The sequence below is a fragment of the Sediminibacterium sp. GW821-FHT12F12 genome (assembly GCF_058806635.1).
In genome coordinates, this window is the sequence record NZ_JBXAPW010000005.1 from 254,467 (window position 1) to 270,985 (window position 16,519).

Sequence of the window (16,519 nt, forward strand, 5' to 3'; positions counted from 1 at the left end):
TTTACTACACCGTTTTCGTAAGCGTTGAGGTTCAATTGATCTTGATGTCGAGAATTCTTTGCGGCAGCCAAACCAGCATCTGTCCTGCCCCCCGGTTATTCCAGGTATAATAGGGAACCGCTCTGATCTTCTTTTTTACTGCCTGTACATTCTCACCGCCGGGCATCACAGACAAAACAGTTGCATCTGCTTCCAGTGAAACCACATTTTCTGTAAGCACCTGTTGTTTGGCCGTAACCACCTGTGCCGTTTTGGGTAACACAATATTCAGCGCTTTGCCATCATTATCGGTTCCTTCTACACAATAGATCAGCGGACCGCGTTGCAGGGCTACTCTTTCTACATTGGCTTTTACTTCCGACCGGCTGTACACTCTCCTGATATCCATCGGAAAGGAGATCGACACCTGATCATTTGGTGCCCATTCGCGGTCTATGACCAGGTATCCATTCTCTATGGTATATTTTACGGGCTGGTTATTGATGCTGAGCAGTGTTAAAGAATGCTGTTTATTATTTTCGTAGGCATACAAACCACCGGGAACGGCTTCGCCAGATACCCAGCCCGGATAACGTACCCGCAAAGCAAACCGCTCTTTCTTCTGCGGCGATACAAGAATACCCACGGCTCCCTCCCAGGGATAATTGGTCTGTGTCTGGATAACCACCTGCTGGTTCTTCAACCCGATTTCAGTCTGGCTACCCACAAACAGATTTACCCAGATACTGTTATCGTTGTACCCATATATATAATTCCCCAGCGACTCTATTAATCTCGCAATGTTGGCCGGACAACAGGCCGTACCAAACCAATCCCTTCTGGCCTGTTTGCCGTTGGAAGCCAGTACATTGCCGTAAAAGAATTTATCGCCCGCCAGTGAAATCCCATCCAATGCCCCGTTGTATAAACTCTTCTCAAGTACGTCGATGTATTTTCCCTCGCCGGTTAACATACCCATGCGCTGGTTCCACAAAACCATACCCACCGATGCACAGGTTTCGCAGTAGGCATTTTCATTGGGCAGATCGTAGTCTACAGAAAAACCTTCATTACTGCCCGATGAACCAATACCGCCGGTGATATACATATTGCGGTACACCACATCTTCCCAAACGGTTTTCATCGCCTGCATATATCCCTGGTCGCCGGTATGCGCCGCCACATCTGCTGCGCCGGTATACATGTACATGGCACGCACGGCATGGCCGGCAATTTCTTTCTGCTCCCGAACCGGTTTACTATCCTGCGCATAGGCCGTGTCTTTCCAGTCAGTCCAGGTATACCCTACGGCTTTTTTTTGTCCGCGCTCACTCAATAACCAGTCGGCCAGTTGCAGGTATTTTTTCTGTTTAGTATTTGTGTAAAGTTTCACCAAAGCCAGTTCCAGTTCCTGGTGACCGGTAACCCAGTCTCTTTTACCCGGACCAAACAATGAGTCAAAATGATCTGCAAAACGGATGGCCACATCCAGTAATTTCCGTTTGCCGGTAGCGTCGAAATACGCAACGGCCGCTTCTATCAGGTGACCACCGTTATAGTCTTCGTGCATGCTCATGTCCGTCCAACGTTTGTCCAGGAACTGCAGCGTATAGTAGGTATTAATATATCCATCGGGCAATTGTGCCGCGGCAATCAGGTCTATCCAGTCGTCGGCTTTTTTCTCCAGTGCAGCATCGGGATGGTTCTTTAAGGAGTAAGCAATGGCTTCCAGTGCTTTGAAAACATCCGAATCATCATAAAAGATCCCTTCAAATTTTCCTTTCCGCTTACCGGCTGCAATTTCAAAATTCCGGATGCGCGGTGTTTTTACTTCGGTCTGGTCTATGCATACCGGTATGGTAACGGTAGATACTTTTTCCAGCTTGGGCCGCCAGAAATTATCCATAATCCGCACTTTGGAGAAATTAACAGACTGGTATTGCTGCAAAGCATTTTGTGCCGTGGCGGAAGAAACACCGCAAAGCAAAACGGCAATTAACAGGTTTCGGGGTAAGGCAGGCAACATACAATGGGTTTTGGAAACAACAAGATAATATAAATCAGCCTCATCCCCTTCCTGCCACTTATATAAAAAAGCAAAATCCCTGTGGAGAATCCTGTAATTTCCCCATCCCGAAAAATCTAAACGATTAAAAAATCACACTATGAAAAGAACAACATTTATCAGATCAATGGTTCTGGGTTTGGCACTAACCTGTATGGCAACCATCGGTTGGTCGCAGGCAAGCCCAGCCGCTACCGCTACCGGTAACATTAACGGTGCCAATATTTCTATTAAGTACAGCAGTCCTTCTGTAAAAGGAAGGGCGATCTGGGGTGCACTGGTGCCTTATGGCAAAACATGGCGTGCGGGTGCCAACCAGGCCACCGTGCTGGAAACAGATAAAGACATTACCGTAGAAGGCAAAGCCCTTGCTGCCGGCAAATACAGTATTTATGCTATCCCTGGCGAAAGTGAGTGGACCATCATCATCAATTCACAAACCGGCCAGTGGGGCATTACCCGCCAGGGCGAAACCACTGCTGATCCTGCCAAAGATGTATTGCGTGTAACGGTAAAACCTGCCAAATCTGCTACCATGAATGAGCGTTTGGTGTACACGATCAACGCAAAAGGTTTTGTGTTAAGCTGGGAGAACCTGGATGTTCCGGTGAGCATCAAATAATCTGAAAAAGTATTTTGCAAAAGCCTGCTGTTCTACCCAACAGCAGGCTTTTTTGTTACGAGACGAGACTGTTGGGCCGCGATGGGTTTAGCAGGAATGTTGTAGTTTGCCAATCAAAATAATGGATATGGAAACACTGGGTATAGGCGCAAGAGTGAATCATCCGCATTATGGCAAGGGCGTAGTAGTCGAGAGTGCCAGCGAATTTTATACCATCTGGTTCAAAACGGCCAATACCGCCAAGACCATTGCTAAAGATTATACGGAACTGACCGTCTTGGAAAATACCGGCAACAACAGTGAGTCCGGTGGGATTTCGCTGGTGGATATAGAACAGGCTTTAGACCATGTACTCACCCAACGCCTTCATGAGTTTCAACTGGTGCCCATGGCTACTAAATGGAACGATGGCACCCTGGTATTGAAACCCCAGGATGAGAGTTTACAGGCCAAAGAAGTTCCCATTGAAGTTTTCTTTCATAAGATCGTGATGCTGCGCGACAGGTTACGACTGATAGAACAGAAGATCAACGCACACAAAGTGCTGACGGATGCGGAAAAAGTGGAGTTGCAGCAATATATTACCGCCGGATATGGTTCGCTTACCACTTTTAATGTGTTGTTCAAAGAAACCATTCACCAGTTCAGGGGCAGCGGGAAAGACTCGTAAATCTGCCTGCCCTTACTCATTAAATTATCCTTAACCGGCATATAGTCAGCCGTGGTAAGCAGCAGATTCCAAAAAATCTTTATCTTTCCGGTAAATAAACAAACTATGAAAAAGATATTAGCAGGAGTTACTCTCCTACTTTGTGTGGGTCTTTCAACAAGTTATGCGCAAACAGCTGCTACATCGGCTCCGGCACCTGCCGCAAGCACCAGTAAAGCTGTCCTTACTTTTACTGCCGACACCTATGATTTTGGCACCATTCCACAGGGCACCCCTGTGAACCATGTATTCAGTTTCAAGAATACAGGTACCGAACCCTTGGTGATCACTTCCGTAACTGCTTCCTGTGGTTGTACTACCCCTGAATGGCCTAAAGAGCCGGTTAGACCGGGAGCTACCGCTTCTATCAAAGCCATTTACAATGCCGCCGCTATGGGGCCATTTACCAAAACCATCACAGTTGTTTCCAATGCTAATCCTAACCAGAAAGTATTGATCATTAAAGGTGAGGTAAAAACAGCACCTGCAACAACAGCAGCCACCAAGGCCGCAGCTCCTGTTCAACAGGCGACTCCTAAGAAAAACTAAGCGTTTATAACGCCGATCATATTGCACACCCGGAAGAACGTGAATCGTTTTCCGGGTGTCTTTTTTGTGGGGATCACAACCTGAAACTTCCTTTTAACAGTATCTTAATAAGCTTTTGGCAACGTTTTTGGTCTATCATGGTTCTTTCCTGATAGTGTAAACCAAACCATATGCAGCCCTTACTCGTTGGCATACAGAAATTACTGAAAAAGAAACTCAATATCAACACTACCCTTGTTGATCCGCAAACAGACCTGAAACGCGACCTGCAACTGGCCGATTGGGAAATGCTGTACCTGCTGAATGCTGTAGAAAGCAAATGGCGCGTATCCATTGCACAGAACGAGCAGGAGCAGATCGGCAATGTGGCGCAGTTACTGGCCGTGCTGGAAAAAGGGGCTGCACCCCGTAGAGAAGCTTTAAAACAGCGACAGATTCCACTTTCTGCCAACTGATGCCTCTCCTTGTTCCTCGCAGCCCTGTGTGAATAATATGGGCTGCAAAGACCGATAACAGAAGTACATTAATCCAGCTATTCGGATTACTTTTGAACGGTTATGTCTCTATTCATCTGTTCCCTCAATTCCGGCAGCAATGGCAATTGCTATTATGTAGGTAATGGCCGGGAAGCGGTGTTGATCGATGCCGGCATTTCCTGCCGCGAAACAGAGAAACGGATGAAACGCTCGGGCCTGGATATGGCCACCGTAAAAGCCATTTTTGTTTCGCACGAACATGGAGACCATATTACCGGCGTACCCGGCCTCTCCAAAAAATTCCGTTTACCCGTATACATCACCCCCGCTACCCATGCCCATGGCAGGATCCCGCTCGAAGAAGAACTGATCCGCTCCTTCCAACCACATCAAGCCATTTCCATAGGAGCATTATCGATAACAGCTTTCCCAAAATTTCATGATGCAGCAGACCCGCACAGTTTTCTCGTTAGCGCAGAAAAAGTAAACGTGGGTGTATTCACTGATCTAGGTGTCAGTTGCGACCAGTTGGTCCGATATTTCAAACAATGCAATGCCGCTTTTCTCGAAGCTAATTATGATACAGCCATGCTGGAGAAAGGCAACTATCCTTACCATCTCAAAAAAAGGATCAGTGGCGGACAGGGTCATTTATCCAATGAACAAGCCCTGCAACTCTTTCTGACACACAGGCCAGCGTATATGAGTCATTTACTGCTCGCGCATCTCTCCAAAAACAATAACCATCCGAAACTGGTAGAAGAATTATTTCAACCTCACGCCGGCAACACAGAGATCATCGTAGCCTCCCGCTACCAGGAAACCGGCGTATACGAAGTAAGTGGATCTTCACAACGTTCAACAACCCCGGTTAAAAAACCCCTCGCAAAAAACAAGTCCCAGCTTTCCCTTTTTTAAACAGCACTTCTTTCTGTTCTGTGTTTTATGTTCTGTGTTCGGCGTTCGATATTCGGTGTTCGATATTCACTCCCTCCGTTCATCTGTTCCTTGTTCCTCTGTTCATCTGTTCCACAAAAAAAAGCCCCCAATCCGGAGGCTTTTCAAATGCATTCGTAGGCAATTAATTCACAGGCGCAACCGGTCCTTTGCGGATCGCTTTCACCTGTGTGGGCCAGGTAGCGGGTCTTCCGCTGCGGTCGTTCTGCAAAGTTGCTTTCTCTCTCGGGAAAGTGTTTGGATCTTCACAGGCCATATAAACAAGGATGGCAGTGAGTAATGCGTTGTTACGCAGATCATCAAACACTATTTTATCATAGGTATCACGGTTGGTATGCCAGGTATAATTGAAATAAGACCAGTTCAATGCACCCAACGAAAATCCGGGTGCACCTACCGCTACAAAAGAAGCAAAATCAGATCCGCCACCACCGGGTGTACCCGGGAAAGTGGTTCTGATCGAATCGCGCATACTTTTGGGTGCCGCAGCCAGCCAACGGGTTAAAAATTCGCCTGCATGCTGAAAACCCTGGCCGGATAAATTAACGATACGGCCGGTACCATTGTCCTGGTTAAACAAAGCCTGCAGTTTATTCACCACTTCCGGATGATCTTCCACAAAGGCGCGGGAACCATTCAGTCCCTGCTCCTCACTTCCCCAATGACCTACGAGAATGGTTCTTTTAGGATTGGGATATACTTTTTTCAGGATCCGTAAAGCTTCCATCATGGTTAAGGTACCGGTACCATTATCGGTGGCGCCTGTTCCGCCATCCCATGAATCAAAATGCGCCGAAAGCATCACATATTCATCCGGCTTCTCCGTTCCCTTAATTTCTGCAATGGTATTGTACGCAGGCACTGTTCCAGTATGTTTGGAATCGGCACGCACACTGATAGTGGGCTGATCGCCGGATTCTACCAAACGATACAGCAGCCCATAATCTTCCAGCGCAATATCAACCGTAGGAATTTTCTGTGTGTAGGCACTGAAGATCTTGTTCACGCCAAAACCCTGCGACCAGTTGCTGGCCACAATACCGGCCGCTCCGGCTTTCTCCAGTATGATAGGAAGCATACGTGCGGAATAACCTGTTTTTTTGATGCGTTTGGCCCAGGCATCTGTTTGTGCCGTGCGGGCGGCTTTCATTTTATCGAAGGATTCTTTGGTAGCAAACTCCTGCCAGTTCTGATCGGGCCGGCCGGTGGGTTGCGCCATCGATACCATTACAAATTTCCCTTTTACAGAAGGCAGCCAGGCCGCAAAAGCCAATGAATCGGCCAGATCAGGGATAATGATCAGTTCTGCAGAAACGGCTTTGCCTTTGGTAGAAGGACTCCATGCCAATTGTGTGCCTTCCAGGCTTTTTACCCAGGGAGATATCATATCAATATGTGTTACCCCTCTTTCCCATCCTTTCCATTCGCCCCATTTTTCATTGCGGGCAGGGATGCCCCAGTCGGTATATTTGGCAACAGCCCAATCATTGGCCTTTTGCATTTGGGGGGTACCCACCAAACGGGGGCCGATCCTGTCGAACAGTTCATGGGCCATTTTTTCCAGTTGAGAGTTGGTATTTCCCTCTTGCAGGATCTTTTCTACAACGGGGTCCTGCGACTGGGCAGAAACGCCATTGGATGCGAGAACCAGCGATAACATACAAATACCGGCCAGGTGCCTGACAAAGCCGGGGCGCAGATAGAATTGGTTTGTTTTCATGGAACCAATGTATTAAAACATTGAATAGCTACCGAATAATTGGGATAAATGTGTCAATCAGGGTTTTATGCCGCCCAATCCTGCCCTGACTGACCAGGTAGCGCGATGTAGTATAATCCTTACATTTTGCCTGTTTATTCCTTACCTGAAATACCACAAAGCTCTTATTGGAGGGGCTGGTATTAGTTCGTTACTTTATGCTATCACATTAAACAAAGAACCTGGTTCTGGTTATAATGGGAGTAATATTCAATTATCCTTTGTAAAGATCTGAAACAGACTGGCCGCTTTTACAGGGCGTAAAACAGTCAAATCCTTGAAAAACCCAGTAGCAGGATGCTACACGAGCTTTGTAGGGTGAGAATAATTCCCTACAAAGCTTTTTTATTTCCCTTCTGGCAAAACAGCTAAATAGGTTTTACGGCACAGGGATCACACCCGGCAGCATGTTTGGGCATTCATTACTTTAGTTACGAAAAGATTCAGGAAAAAACGGTTGCATGACCGGATGTGATTTCAGTTCTTCCAGGTTCTCTACACTGAGTGGTTTACTGATGAACTGTGCTACCACGGGGTATTGTTTGGCGAGGGCAAAATCTTCCGGATCAATGGTGGAAGAAAGGATCACAATATGGGTATTGGTCAGCTTATCGCGGAACCGGGGATTGTATTCCTGGAGAAATTCCCACCCATTCATTACGGGCATATTGATATCGAGCAGAATCAGCTCCGGAGCTGCTGCCACCGGATCAGATTCTTCTGCAAATAAGCGTTCAAAATATTCCAATGCTTCACTTCCGTCGATGGCCGTATGCACTTCCTGCGCAAAACCTGTTCTCTTCAGCAATAACTGAGAGATGGTTAGAGAAATTGTATCATCATCTACACAAAGTACTTTTTTGATCATCTGTTTTCTGGTTGGTTAATCACCGGTTATACTATCATTTTCCGGCATCGGCAAAAGTGCAATATTCAGTGAAATGAAATTACTTCTTTTTACCAAGCGGCGAAAGTAAAAATATATCCTTATTAGAACGTTAACGGAGTACAAAAAAGTATATGCCCTAAATGAATGCCGATTAATTATAATATATTGACGATTTTGTTTACAAGTGCAGAAAGAAATAATTCAACACATCTTCCCCACTGTAATCGGTGAGTGCTCCCTTATGGCAGATCTTAACGGTATAACCCAGTTCCTCCATCAAAGTGATACACTGCGTTTTTCTGGCGTCATTCCATAATTCTGCGAATACAATGGGATGATGCTTTTGCAAAAGCTGTCTGCCGCCTTTCAATACATAATATTCAAAGTTTTCAACGTCGATCTTGATGGCAGTGATCTTTCCACCCTTTTGTAGTAGCGACAGCTGATCAAGGGTGGTGATGGGCACTGTAAATGCATCAGCCGGTACAGGTCTTTCAGGCTTTTGCCATACATGACTTAACCCATGCATAACAGCCTTCTCTTCCAACGGGGTCAGCATGGCAATCTCTCCCTCAGTTTCACCCAATGCCGTCTGAAAGATCTGAACATTGGTAAGTCCAAAATGTGCTGTCACTTTTCGTAGGACATCCGCAGTAAGGGGTACCGGTTCAAATGCAATCACTTCAGATCGGGGAAATTTCAGGGCCAGCACCGCAGACATTGCACCAATATTGGCACCGATATCCAGTACGATCCCCCTTGGGGGAAGTAAACGCATAAAACAGCGGAATTCTTTTTCATACCCAAGATACCGGATCCGGAAAATCGTGAGCCGGGCAAACAGAAACAGGTAACGGTCGAGACCGATCAGTTGCTGGCACCAGTAACGGATCTTGTTTTTGAGCATGGGAAGCGTTGAACGATAAAAATAAAACAGAACCCGCTCTTTTCAGCGAATCATTGTAAATTCAGTATACAGGCACCAAACCTGTTTATATGAAAGCGCTGCTCTGTCAACAATACGGGTTACCGGAAACACTGGTATATACCGAAACGCCTGCACCTGTTCCTGCAGAAAAAGAAGTGTTGATTGCCGTAAAAGCCTGTGGTGTTAATTTTCCCGATGCGCTGATCATACAGAACAAATACCAGTTCAAGCCGCCCCTGCCCTTTTCGCCCGGGGGTGAAGTATCGGGTGTGGTAATGGCGGTGGGCGATAAAGTAACACATCTGCAACCCGGCGACCGTGTGCTGGCTTTATGCGGCTGGGGCGGATTTGCTGAAGAAGTGGTGGTAGAAAGCCGAAAGGTTTTCCCGATACCTGCGGCTATGGATTATATCACCGCCGCTACTACCCTCTACAATTATGGCACTGCTTACCATGCTTTACTGGATCGTGCCAACCTGCAAGCCGGCGAAACGATACTGGTGCTGGGCGCTGCCGGCGGTGTAGGTATTGCAGCGGTGGAACTGGCCAAACTGATGGGAGCCACCGTAATAGCCGCTGCATCCACAGAAGAGAAATTGGCTTTGTGCAAAGAGAAAGGAGCCGATTTTCTGATCAATTACAGTGTAGATGATCTGCGTACCCGGATCAAAGAAATTACTGGCGATAAAGGGGTGGATGTAGTCTATGACCCCATCGGCGGCTCAATTGCTGAACAGGCGCTACGTTCCACCGCCTGGAAAGGCCGTTATCTTGTAGTAGGTTTTGCCTCGGGCCAGATTCCCCAATTACCCTTTAACCTGCCCTTGCTGAAAGGCTGTGCCGTGATGGGCATTTTCTGGGGCAGTTTTGCGGAGAGAGAACCGGTAAAAAACAGGCAGAACCTCGGCCAATTACTACAATGGCTGCAACAGGGAAAGATCAGCCAACATATTCACCGCATCTATACGCTGCATGAGGCCGCGGAATCGATCCAGGACCTGATCGACCGTAAGGTTAAAGGAAAAGCGGTAGTGAAAGTGGGTAACTGGGAAGAAGTTATGACACCAGTTCCTCCCTCCTCACCCAAAAAAGAAATAAGAAAAGAGGTTGAGACAGAAAAGCAAGTACTGGTCATCAAGGGACTATCTGATATCAAAAACCATATCGGGAAAACGATTGGTCCGGGTGCCTGGCTAACTGTAACCCAACAGATGATCAATGATTTTGCCGCGGCCACTTTTGATTTTCAATGGGTGCACCTCGATACGGAAAAAGCGAAGGCCTTCCTGCCTGGTGGTAAAACCATCGCACATGGTTATCTCACAATGTCGCTGGCATCGCATTTCCTTTATGACCTGATACAGGTAGAGCAGGTATCATCCTTTTTCAATTACGGCATCAACAAAGCCCGTTTTATTTCGCCAGTGCCCGAGGGAAGCCGGATCAGGATGCAAGCCACTCTCACCAACTCAGAAGAACAAACGAACGGCTCTGTTAAATTATTCCTCACCTGTACCATTGAACTGGAAGGCGCCGATAAACCTGCGTATGTGGCGGAACTGATCAGTGTGCTGGCGGGGGGATAACAATGAGTGAATGAGTAGGTGAGTGAATGAGTGAATGGAAGAACCAGATCAACGACTAAACCAATAGACCAATAAACGAATAAACCCATAAATCCCATGGCAAGTTTTACCAGTATGGAACATCTGCGTTTTTTGTTGTTTGATGTTCATCGTGTGGAGGAATTGTTTACGCATGAACGTTTTTCGCACCTGGATGCAGAGCAGGCTTGGATGATCATTGAATCGGCCAAACTACTGGCAGAGCAGGAAATGTTCCCTTATTTCAAAGCAATGGATGAAACACCGGCCCAATATGATGGCAAGGGGAGTGTAAAAACACATCCGCAGCTAAAAACTATTATTCAGAAAGCGGCAGAGCAACACTGGATCGGGGGTTATGCTTCCTTTGACCAGGGTGGCATGCAGTTACCGGAAATGATTTTCAGTACAGGACATCACCTGTTCCAGGCAGCCAATAACGGCGTGGAAGGATATACGGGTTTGTCAGCAGGCTCCGCAGGCCTGATCCTCAATTTCGGATCCACGGTGCAGATCGAAACCTATGTACCCAACATTTTTTCAGGCAAGTGGCAGGGTACAATGGCCCTGACCGAACCGCAGGCTGGCAGTTCTTTATCAGATATTACCACCAACGCTTCACCTACAGATCAGGGATATTACAAAGTAAAAGGACAGAAGATCTTTATCTCGGGCGGACAGCATGAAGCCTGTGATAATTTTGTGCATCTTACATTGGCCAGAATAGAAGGGGCACCGGTTGGAGTAAAAGGAATTTCCTTGTTCATTATCCCGAAATTTCGTCCTGAAGCGGATGGTAGTCTCGTATACAACGATGTGTATTGTGCAGGCGATTTTCAGAAAATGGGACAAAGAGGGTATGCCACTACGCACCTCTCCTTCGGCGATAACGATGATTGCCATGCTTACCTGGTGGGCGAACCACACAAAGGGCTCACGTATATGTTTCACATGATGAATGGTGCTAGGATCAGCGTAGGGCAAAGTGCCGCATCTGTGGCCATGGCGGCCTACCAGGCATCGCTGCAGTATGCGATGGAACGGCCACAGGGTAGACCGGCCGGTGAAAAAGATCCAACCAAACCACCTACCCTCATCATCAATCACCCGGATGTGCAAAGGATGCTGTTCACACAAAAAGCCATTGCCGAAGGCGCTTTATCGCTGGCCATGGAGTGTAACCGCTTATACGATCTGACACAGGTAACCACTGGAGAAGAAAAACAAAACCATTTTTTACTGCTTGAAATACTCACCCCCATTGTCAAAACCTATGCTTCAGAACAGGGAAGTCGCTCAGCGGCCCTGGCCATTCAAACCCTGGGCGGGTATGGATTTACCACCGATTTCCCGGTACAGCAGCACTACCGCGACCTGAAGATCATGTCGCTGTATGAGGGCACTACCGGTATTCAATCCCTTGATCTGCTCGGAAGAAAAGCCACCATGGAGAATGGAAAAGCCCTGCAACTGCTGGCAGCAGAGATCATGCAAACCATACAACAGGCGGCTGTTTACCCTGACCTGCAGCCCAGAGGGGAAGCACTGGAGCAGGAGCTGCACCGGATCCAGACCGTACTGGCGCACCTGCTCAGGTTTGCCGGGAAGGGACAATTAGACAATTACCTGGCCGATGCAACCGTATTTATGGAACTGGCCGGTTATATCGTGATCGGCTGGCAATGGCTGAAACAGGCGGTAATAGCAGCAGAAAAACTCGCTAAAAAAGATTTCAGCCGAAATACACAGGTATTTTATGAAGGAAAGATCCATACCATGCATTTCTTTTTCCGGTATGAACTGACACATGCAGAAGCCTGTGCCAATACCATTTTACAACATGGCAGTCTGACCCAGGTAAAAGAGCTGGAGATCTTTGCCTGAGCAGGACAGAACAGAATATCCACATCTTTATCCGGTTACAGGCAGAGACCGGGCGAATAATTATATTTACCGCCTTATACAAAGTCATTATTATGCTGAAAGTAGGAGTATTTGGAGTGGGCCATCTGGGCAAGTTTCACCTGAACAACTGGAAAGAGATCGAGGGTGTGAAACTGGTAGGTTTTTTTGACCCGAATAATGAAAATGCCAAACAGGTAACCGAACAATATGGGCTGAAAAGATATATGGATGAGGACAAACTGATGGATGCCTGTGATATCATTGATGTGATTGCCCCCACCGATCATCATTTCCAGATCTGTATGCAGGCCATCCGCAAAGGCAAACATGTATTTGTGGAGAAACCGCTGGCGCATACCATACAAGAAGGAAGGGATATTGTAAATATGGTGAGGGAAGCCAATATCAAACTGCAGGTAGGACATGTGGAGCGTTTTAATCCCGCCTATCTCGCTATCAAGGATATGCCGCTCAATCCTATGTTCATTGAAGTGCACAGGTTGGCGCAGTTCAACCCCAGGGGAACAGAAGTGAGTGTGATTCTTGACCTCATGATCCATGATATTGATATTATTCTCAGTCTGGTGAAGAGTGATGTGAAACATATTTCTGCCAGTGGTGTAGCCGTGATGACAGAAACACCCGATATCGCCAACGTAAGGATTGAATTCAATAATGGTTGTGTGGCCAATCTGACGAGCAGCCGTATCAGCATGAAGAAAATGCGTAAAATGCGGCTCTTTCAGAAAGATGCTTATCTCGGTATCGATTTTCTCGAAAAGAAAACAGAGATCATTAAACTGAAACAACCGGATGATACCAATGTTTTCTCCTTCGACATTGAAACCAGTAATGGCAAAAAAACCATTGCCATTGCCAATCCGAGTATACAACCGCTGAACGCTATTAAACTGGAACTGGAATCTTTTGTGGATGCTATTATCAACAACAAACCTACTGTGGTAAGTGAGATCGATGGTTTTCTGGCGATGGAAGTGGCGCACCAGATCCTCGATAAGATCAACAATACCAGTATTCTTGTCTGAAACAGATGAGCGACCGTAAAAAAAATATCAGCTGGTATCTTATCAGCGATTACCTCTTTTCGGTAGCCGGGTTATATCTGTTTTTTTCCTGGTATCTCTCCCATCCTGCTTCACTCCAACAGCTTGTTACCATTCTTGTACTGGGTGGATGCTGGGTTTTGTTTTATGCATTTACGGGCAGTTATACGCAATCACTCTACGAAAAATCGAGATTGAATGAGTTTACAGCTACCCTTGTTTATACATTCATAGGGGCACTGGTACTCATCTGGCAGATACAGGACACAGGAGAATCTTACCTTACTGCTTTGCTATTTTATTTCCCGCTGCAATTCAGCCTGATCTTTCTGGGACGGGCCCTGTTACTTTACCGGGTAAAAAATGCCTTAGCGCGTGGAAATATCTATTTCAATACACTGATCATCGGCAATAATGAACATGCGGTTAAACTTTATAAGGAACTGCATAAAAACTTCCGCTACCTCGGTTTTAAAACAATCGGTTTTATTACAGTTACGCCCGAAAGCAGGAATGGCTTAGGCAAATGGTTACCGCATTTGGGCACAACGGCGCAACTGGCGGAGCTGATAGACAAACATGCGATCGAAAAAGTAATTCTCTCGCTCAACAGAACCCAGCACGCGCTTACTACCGAACTCGTGAACCTGTTATCACAGAAAGATGTAGACATCAAACTCGTACCCGACACACTCGATATACTTTCCGGTTCCGTAAAAACCAATAATGTACTGGGCGCTATGCTGATTGATATACAGAGCAGTGCCCTCTCGCCACGCGAGCAGAATGTAAAACGGTTATTTGATCTCATCCTATCGGTAAGCGGACTGGTACTGTTGAGTCCGATGTTACTGTTCATCGCAATCAGAACCGGACTATCCTCCAGCGGCGGTATTTTTTACAGTCAGGAGCGGATAGGCTACAAGGGCAAACCTTTTATTATTTATAAGTTCCGGAGTATGGTGGCTGATGCGGAGAAAAACGGGCCGGCCTTGTCCAGCGATCATGATCCGCGTATCACCAGCTGGGGCCGGATCATGCGTAAATGGCGGCTGGATGAATTGCCGCAGCTCTGGAACATCATTAAAGGCGATATGAGCCTGATAGGGCCCCGTCCGGAGCGCAAGGAATACATCGACCAGCTGATGCAGAAAACGCCTTATTACCGCTACCTGCTGAAAGCCAAACCCGGACTCACTTCCTGGGGCATGGTGCAGTTTGGGTATGCTTCCAGCGTAGACGAAATGATCGAACGCATGGAATACGACCTGATCTATATCGAGAACGCTTCCCTCCTGCTCGATTTCAAGATCATGATGCACAGCTTACGGATCATCCTCTCCGGTAAAGGCAAATAATACTTTTCTGCTTGTAAATATTGCGGTACTTTTCATTTGATGAAACCCGGGATCCAACGCTTACCTGCTGCACAGATCGATGCAGCCAAATGGGATTTTTGCGTGCAACAGCATAGCAATGGGTTACTCTATTCCACTACCACTTACCTGAATGCTCTTTGCCCTGACTGGGAGGGATGGGTTATAAATGATTACGAAGTCATCCTGGCACTACCCACCAAAAAAAAATGGGGGATCCGTTATGCGTACACACCTCCTTTTATACAACAATTGGGCATCATCGGAAATATAGATGCAGTTGATACAGCTCGTCTGCTGAAAATGATCAAAGATGCTGTTGCTTACGCAGATATTCATTTCAATTTCTCAAACGATTCGCTGTTACAAAATATCCCTGTTACCAGCTGGACCAATCTGGTAATATCACTGGATCAGCCATTGGTACAGATACAAGCACAGTATAGCAATGATCTGAAAGAAAACATCAGAAAAGCCACCAGCCAGGCCCTGGTATATACACATGCCGGACTGCATGAAGCGATTGATCATTTCCAGGACCAGTATGCTGCAAGGATAAAACAGATCCATCCATCCGACTATGATAATTTTTTACGCTTGTGCGAGCTGTTGCAAACAAGTGGGCAATGTTTGGTAAGAGCCGTTACCAACGCAGATAAGGAATTGCTGGCTATTGCATTACTGCTGAAAGATGAGCGCAGGATCTACAACCTGATGAATACTACCTTACCCATTGGCAGGGATAAAGAAGCCAATCATTTTTTGCTGGACAATATTATCCGTGAGTTTGCCGAAAAACCCCTGCTGTTTGATCTCGAAGGATCTGAGATACCTGGTGTAAAGAAATTTTATGCCACCTTCGGCGCCGTGAATCAACCTTATTTTCATTACCATTACAATGGATTACCCTGGCCCCTGCGGCTATTAAAGCGATGAACGCTCTGCGAGGATTTTTTCTGCCACCAGCAGGTCAACGGGTCGGGTGATTTTGATATTGGAATATTCTCCCTCAATTAAACAAACAGGACAGCCGGAAGCTTCTACCACTGTAGCTTCATCAGTAAAGCCTTCTTCAAATTCATTTTGAAAAGCGGGTAAGAGAATCTCACTGCGAAATGTTTGGGGGGTTTGTATGATTCGCACCAGCTTTCTGTCAGCTACGGTATGTCCCTCCGCTACTAAGATCCGGATACTATCTGTTGCCGCCACAGCGGGAATGGCGCTTCCTTTTTCCAGTGCCTGTGTATAACAACGTTGAATCAGTTCAGGACTTACCAGACACCGCACCCCATCATGTACAAAAACAACGGAAGGAGAACTCACCAGCGCCAGTCCATGCTGCACAGAATGAAACCGGGTAGCACCGCCAGCGGTAACAGTTATCCTTGATACGGCATTCAGCTCTTTTGCCAGTTGTTCGCCTTCACCGAGGTTATCTGCCGGAAGCACCAGTATGATCTCGAGGTCATCAAAAGTATGCAGAAAAGTTTGCAGAGAATACCAAAGCAGGGGTTTCCCCTGTAAAAGGAGAAACTGTTTGGGTATAGCGGCCCCCATACGTTGTCCGCTGCCACCTGCCACGATCACTGCATATTTTTTCATTGCGGGGATTGATTAACACTAACAAAAAAGAGCTA

The 16,519-nt window shown here is 46.7% G+C and carries 15 protein-coding genes; 10 read left to right on the top strand and 5 right to left on the bottom strand.

Annotation, left to right across the window (positions count from 1 at the left end; translation table 11 throughout):
• Window positions 1-31: 31 nt before the first annotated feature.
• Window positions 32-2,005, bottom strand: a complete 1,974-nt coding sequence (locus tag AC1RNB_RS10080; RefSeq protein WP_493082551.1) for a glycoside hydrolase family 127 protein — start codon at window positions 2,003-2,005, stop codon at window positions 32-34.
• Between the two features lie 139 nt (window positions 2,006-2,144).
• Here AC1RNB_RS10080 and AC1RNB_RS10085 point away from each other — a divergent pair, with 139 nt between their 5' ends.
• The 5 genes from AC1RNB_RS10085 to AC1RNB_RS10105 all read left to right on the top strand — a co-directional run bounded on the left by AC1RNB_RS10085 (window position 2,145) and on the right by AC1RNB_RS10105 (window position 5,318).
• On the top strand, window positions 2,145-2,666 hold the full coding sequence (locus AC1RNB_RS10085) for a DUF2911 domain-containing protein (RefSeq protein ID WP_493082552.1): 522 nt from the start codon (window positions 2,145-2,147) through the stop codon (window positions 2,664-2,666).
• 127 nt (window positions 2,667-2,793) lie between these two features.
• Window positions 2,794-3,336, top strand: coding sequence for a DUF8685 domain-containing protein (locus AC1RNB_RS10090; RefSeq protein WP_493082553.1), 543 nt, complete (start codon window positions 2,794-2,796; stop codon window positions 3,334-3,336).
• 105 nt (window positions 3,337-3,441) lie between these two features.
• The gene (locus AC1RNB_RS10095) at window positions 3,442-3,924 is read left to right on the top strand and encodes a DUF1573 domain-containing protein (protein WP_493082554.1); all 483 of its coding nucleotides are present in this window, start codon (window positions 3,442-3,444) and stop codon (window positions 3,922-3,924) included.
• A gap of 170 nt (window positions 3,925-4,094) precedes the next feature.
• Window positions 4,095-4,379, top strand: a complete 285-nt coding sequence (locus AC1RNB_RS10100) for a hypothetical protein (protein ID WP_493082555.1) — start codon at window positions 4,095-4,097, stop codon at window positions 4,377-4,379.
• A 102-nt stretch (window positions 4,380-4,481) separates the two neighbouring features.
• Complete coding sequence (locus AC1RNB_RS10105; RefSeq protein ID WP_493082556.1) at window positions 4,482-5,318, top strand: MBL fold metallo-hydrolase; 837 nt, start codon at window positions 4,482-4,484, stop codon at window positions 5,316-5,318.
• A 163-nt stretch (window positions 5,319-5,481) separates the two neighbouring features.
• On the opposite strand, the gene AC1RNB_RS10110 is transcribed toward AC1RNB_RS10105, so the two are convergent.
• The 3 genes from AC1RNB_RS10110 to AC1RNB_RS10120 form a co-directional block, all read right to left on the bottom strand.
• The gene (locus AC1RNB_RS10110; RefSeq protein WP_493082557.1) at window positions 5,482-7,077 is read right to left on the bottom strand and encodes a M20/M25/M40 family metallo-hydrolase; all 1,596 of its coding nucleotides are present in this window, start codon (window positions 7,075-7,077) and stop codon (window positions 5,482-5,484) included.
• 466 nt (window positions 7,078-7,543) lie between these two features.
• On the bottom strand, window positions 7,544-7,984 hold the full coding sequence (locus tag AC1RNB_RS10115; RefSeq protein ID WP_493082558.1) for a response regulator: 441 nt from the start codon (window positions 7,982-7,984) through the stop codon (window positions 7,544-7,546).
• A gap of 199 nt (window positions 7,985-8,183) precedes the next feature.
• Entirely contained in the window at window positions 8,184-8,912 is a 729-nt protein-coding gene (locus AC1RNB_RS10120; RefSeq protein ID WP_493082559.1) for an FkbM family methyltransferase, read from the bottom strand.
• 89 nt (window positions 8,913-9,001) lie between these two features.
• On the opposite strand from AC1RNB_RS10120, the gene AC1RNB_RS10125 reads away from it, so the two are divergent.
• The 5 genes from AC1RNB_RS10125 (at window position 9,002) to AC1RNB_RS10145 (ending at window position 15,818) form a co-directional block, all read left to right on the top strand.
• A complete protein-coding gene (locus tag AC1RNB_RS10125; protein ID WP_493082560.1) occupies window positions 9,002-10,519 on the top strand; it encodes a zinc-binding dehydrogenase in 1,518 nt (505 codons plus the stop codon).
• A 96-nt stretch (window positions 10,520-10,615) separates the two neighbouring features.
• A complete protein-coding gene (locus AC1RNB_RS10130; protein ID WP_493082561.1) occupies window positions 10,616-12,421 on the top strand; it encodes an acyl-CoA dehydrogenase family protein in 1,806 nt (601 codons plus the stop codon).
• 92 nt (window positions 12,422-12,513) lie between these two features.
• Window positions 12,514-13,488, top strand: a complete 975-nt coding sequence (locus tag AC1RNB_RS10135; RefSeq protein ID WP_493082562.1) for a Gfo/Idh/MocA family protein — start codon at window positions 12,514-12,516, stop codon at window positions 13,486-13,488.
• Window positions 13,489-13,493: 5 nt separating this feature from the next.
• Window positions 13,494-14,864 carry a sugar transferase gene (locus tag AC1RNB_RS10140; RefSeq protein WP_493082563.1) on the top strand — a complete coding sequence of 457 codons (1,371 nt, stop codon included), beginning with the start codon at window positions 13,494-13,496 and terminating at the stop codon, window positions 14,862-14,864.
• 39 nt (window positions 14,865-14,903) lie between these two features.
• Window positions 14,904-15,818 carry a GNAT family N-acetyltransferase gene (locus AC1RNB_RS10145; RefSeq protein ID WP_493082564.1) on the top strand — a complete coding sequence of 305 codons (915 nt, stop codon included), beginning with the start codon at window positions 14,904-14,906 and terminating at the stop codon, window positions 15,816-15,818.
• On the opposite strand, the gene AC1RNB_RS10150 is transcribed toward AC1RNB_RS10145, so the two are convergent.
• Window positions 15,807-16,484 carry a 2-C-methyl-D-erythritol 4-phosphate cytidylyltransferase gene (locus AC1RNB_RS10150; protein WP_493082565.1) on the bottom strand — a complete coding sequence of 226 codons (678 nt, stop codon included), beginning with the start codon at window positions 16,482-16,484 and terminating at the stop codon, window positions 15,807-15,809. The two genes, AC1RNB_RS10145 and AC1RNB_RS10150, sit on opposite strands and share 12 nt — an antisense overlap.
• Between the last annotated feature and the right edge of the window lie 35 nt (window positions 16,485-16,519).

What these genes read in the sequence shown, in the direction of transcription:
- AC1RNB_RS10130 (WP_493082561.1), top strand. Translation starts at nt 10,616, where the DNA reads ATGGCAAGTTTTACCAGTATGGAACATCTGCGTTTTTTGTTGTTTGAT.
- AC1RNB_RS10115 (WP_493082558.1), bottom strand. Translation starts at nt 7,984, where the DNA reads ATGATCAAAAAAGTACTTTGTGTAGATGATGATACAATTTCTCTAACC.
- AC1RNB_RS10125 (WP_493082560.1), top strand. Translation starts at nt 9,002, where the DNA reads ATGAAAGCGCTGCTCTGTCAACAATACGGGTTACCGGAAACACTGGTA.
- AC1RNB_RS10105 (WP_493082556.1), top strand. Translation starts at nt 4,482, where the DNA reads ATGTCTCTATTCATCTGTTCCCTCAATTCCGGCAGCAATGGCAATTGC.
- AC1RNB_RS10150 (WP_493082565.1), bottom strand. Translation starts at nt 16,484, where the DNA reads ATGAAAAAATATGCAGTGATCGTGGCAGGTGGCAGCGGACAACGTATG.
- AC1RNB_RS10090 (WP_493082553.1), top strand. Translation starts at nt 2,794, where the DNA reads ATGGAAACACTGGGTATAGGCGCAAGAGTGAATCATCCGCATTATGGC.
- AC1RNB_RS10120 (WP_493082559.1), bottom strand. Translation starts at nt 8,912, where the DNA reads ATGCTCAAAAACAAGATCCGTTACTGGTGCCAGCAACTGATCGGTCTC.
- AC1RNB_RS10110 (WP_493082557.1), bottom strand. Translation starts at nt 7,077, where the DNA reads ATGAAAACAAACCAATTCTATCTGCGCCCCGGCTTTGTCAGGCACCTG.
- AC1RNB_RS10095 (WP_493082554.1), top strand. Translation starts at nt 3,442, where the DNA reads ATGAAAAAGATATTAGCAGGAGTTACTCTCCTACTTTGTGTGGGTCTT.
- AC1RNB_RS10080 (WP_493082551.1), bottom strand. Translation starts at nt 2,005, where the DNA reads ATGTTGCCTGCCTTACCCCGAAACCTGTTAATTGCCGTTTTGCTTTGC.
- AC1RNB_RS10140 (WP_493082563.1), top strand. Translation starts at nt 13,494, where the DNA reads ATGAGCGACCGTAAAAAAAATATCAGCTGGTATCTTATCAGCGATTAC.
- AC1RNB_RS10085 (WP_493082552.1), top strand. Translation starts at nt 2,145, where the DNA reads ATGAAAAGAACAACATTTATCAGATCAATGGTTCTGGGTTTGGCACTA.
- AC1RNB_RS10100 (WP_493082555.1), top strand. Translation starts at nt 4,095, where the DNA reads ATGCAGCCCTTACTCGTTGGCATACAGAAATTACTGAAAAAGAAACTC.
- AC1RNB_RS10145 (WP_493082564.1), top strand. Translation starts at nt 14,904, where the DNA reads ATGAAACCCGGGATCCAACGCTTACCTGCTGCACAGATCGATGCAGCC.
- AC1RNB_RS10135 (WP_493082562.1), top strand. Translation starts at nt 12,514, where the DNA reads ATGCTGAAAGTAGGAGTATTTGGAGTGGGCCATCTGGGCAAGTTTCAC.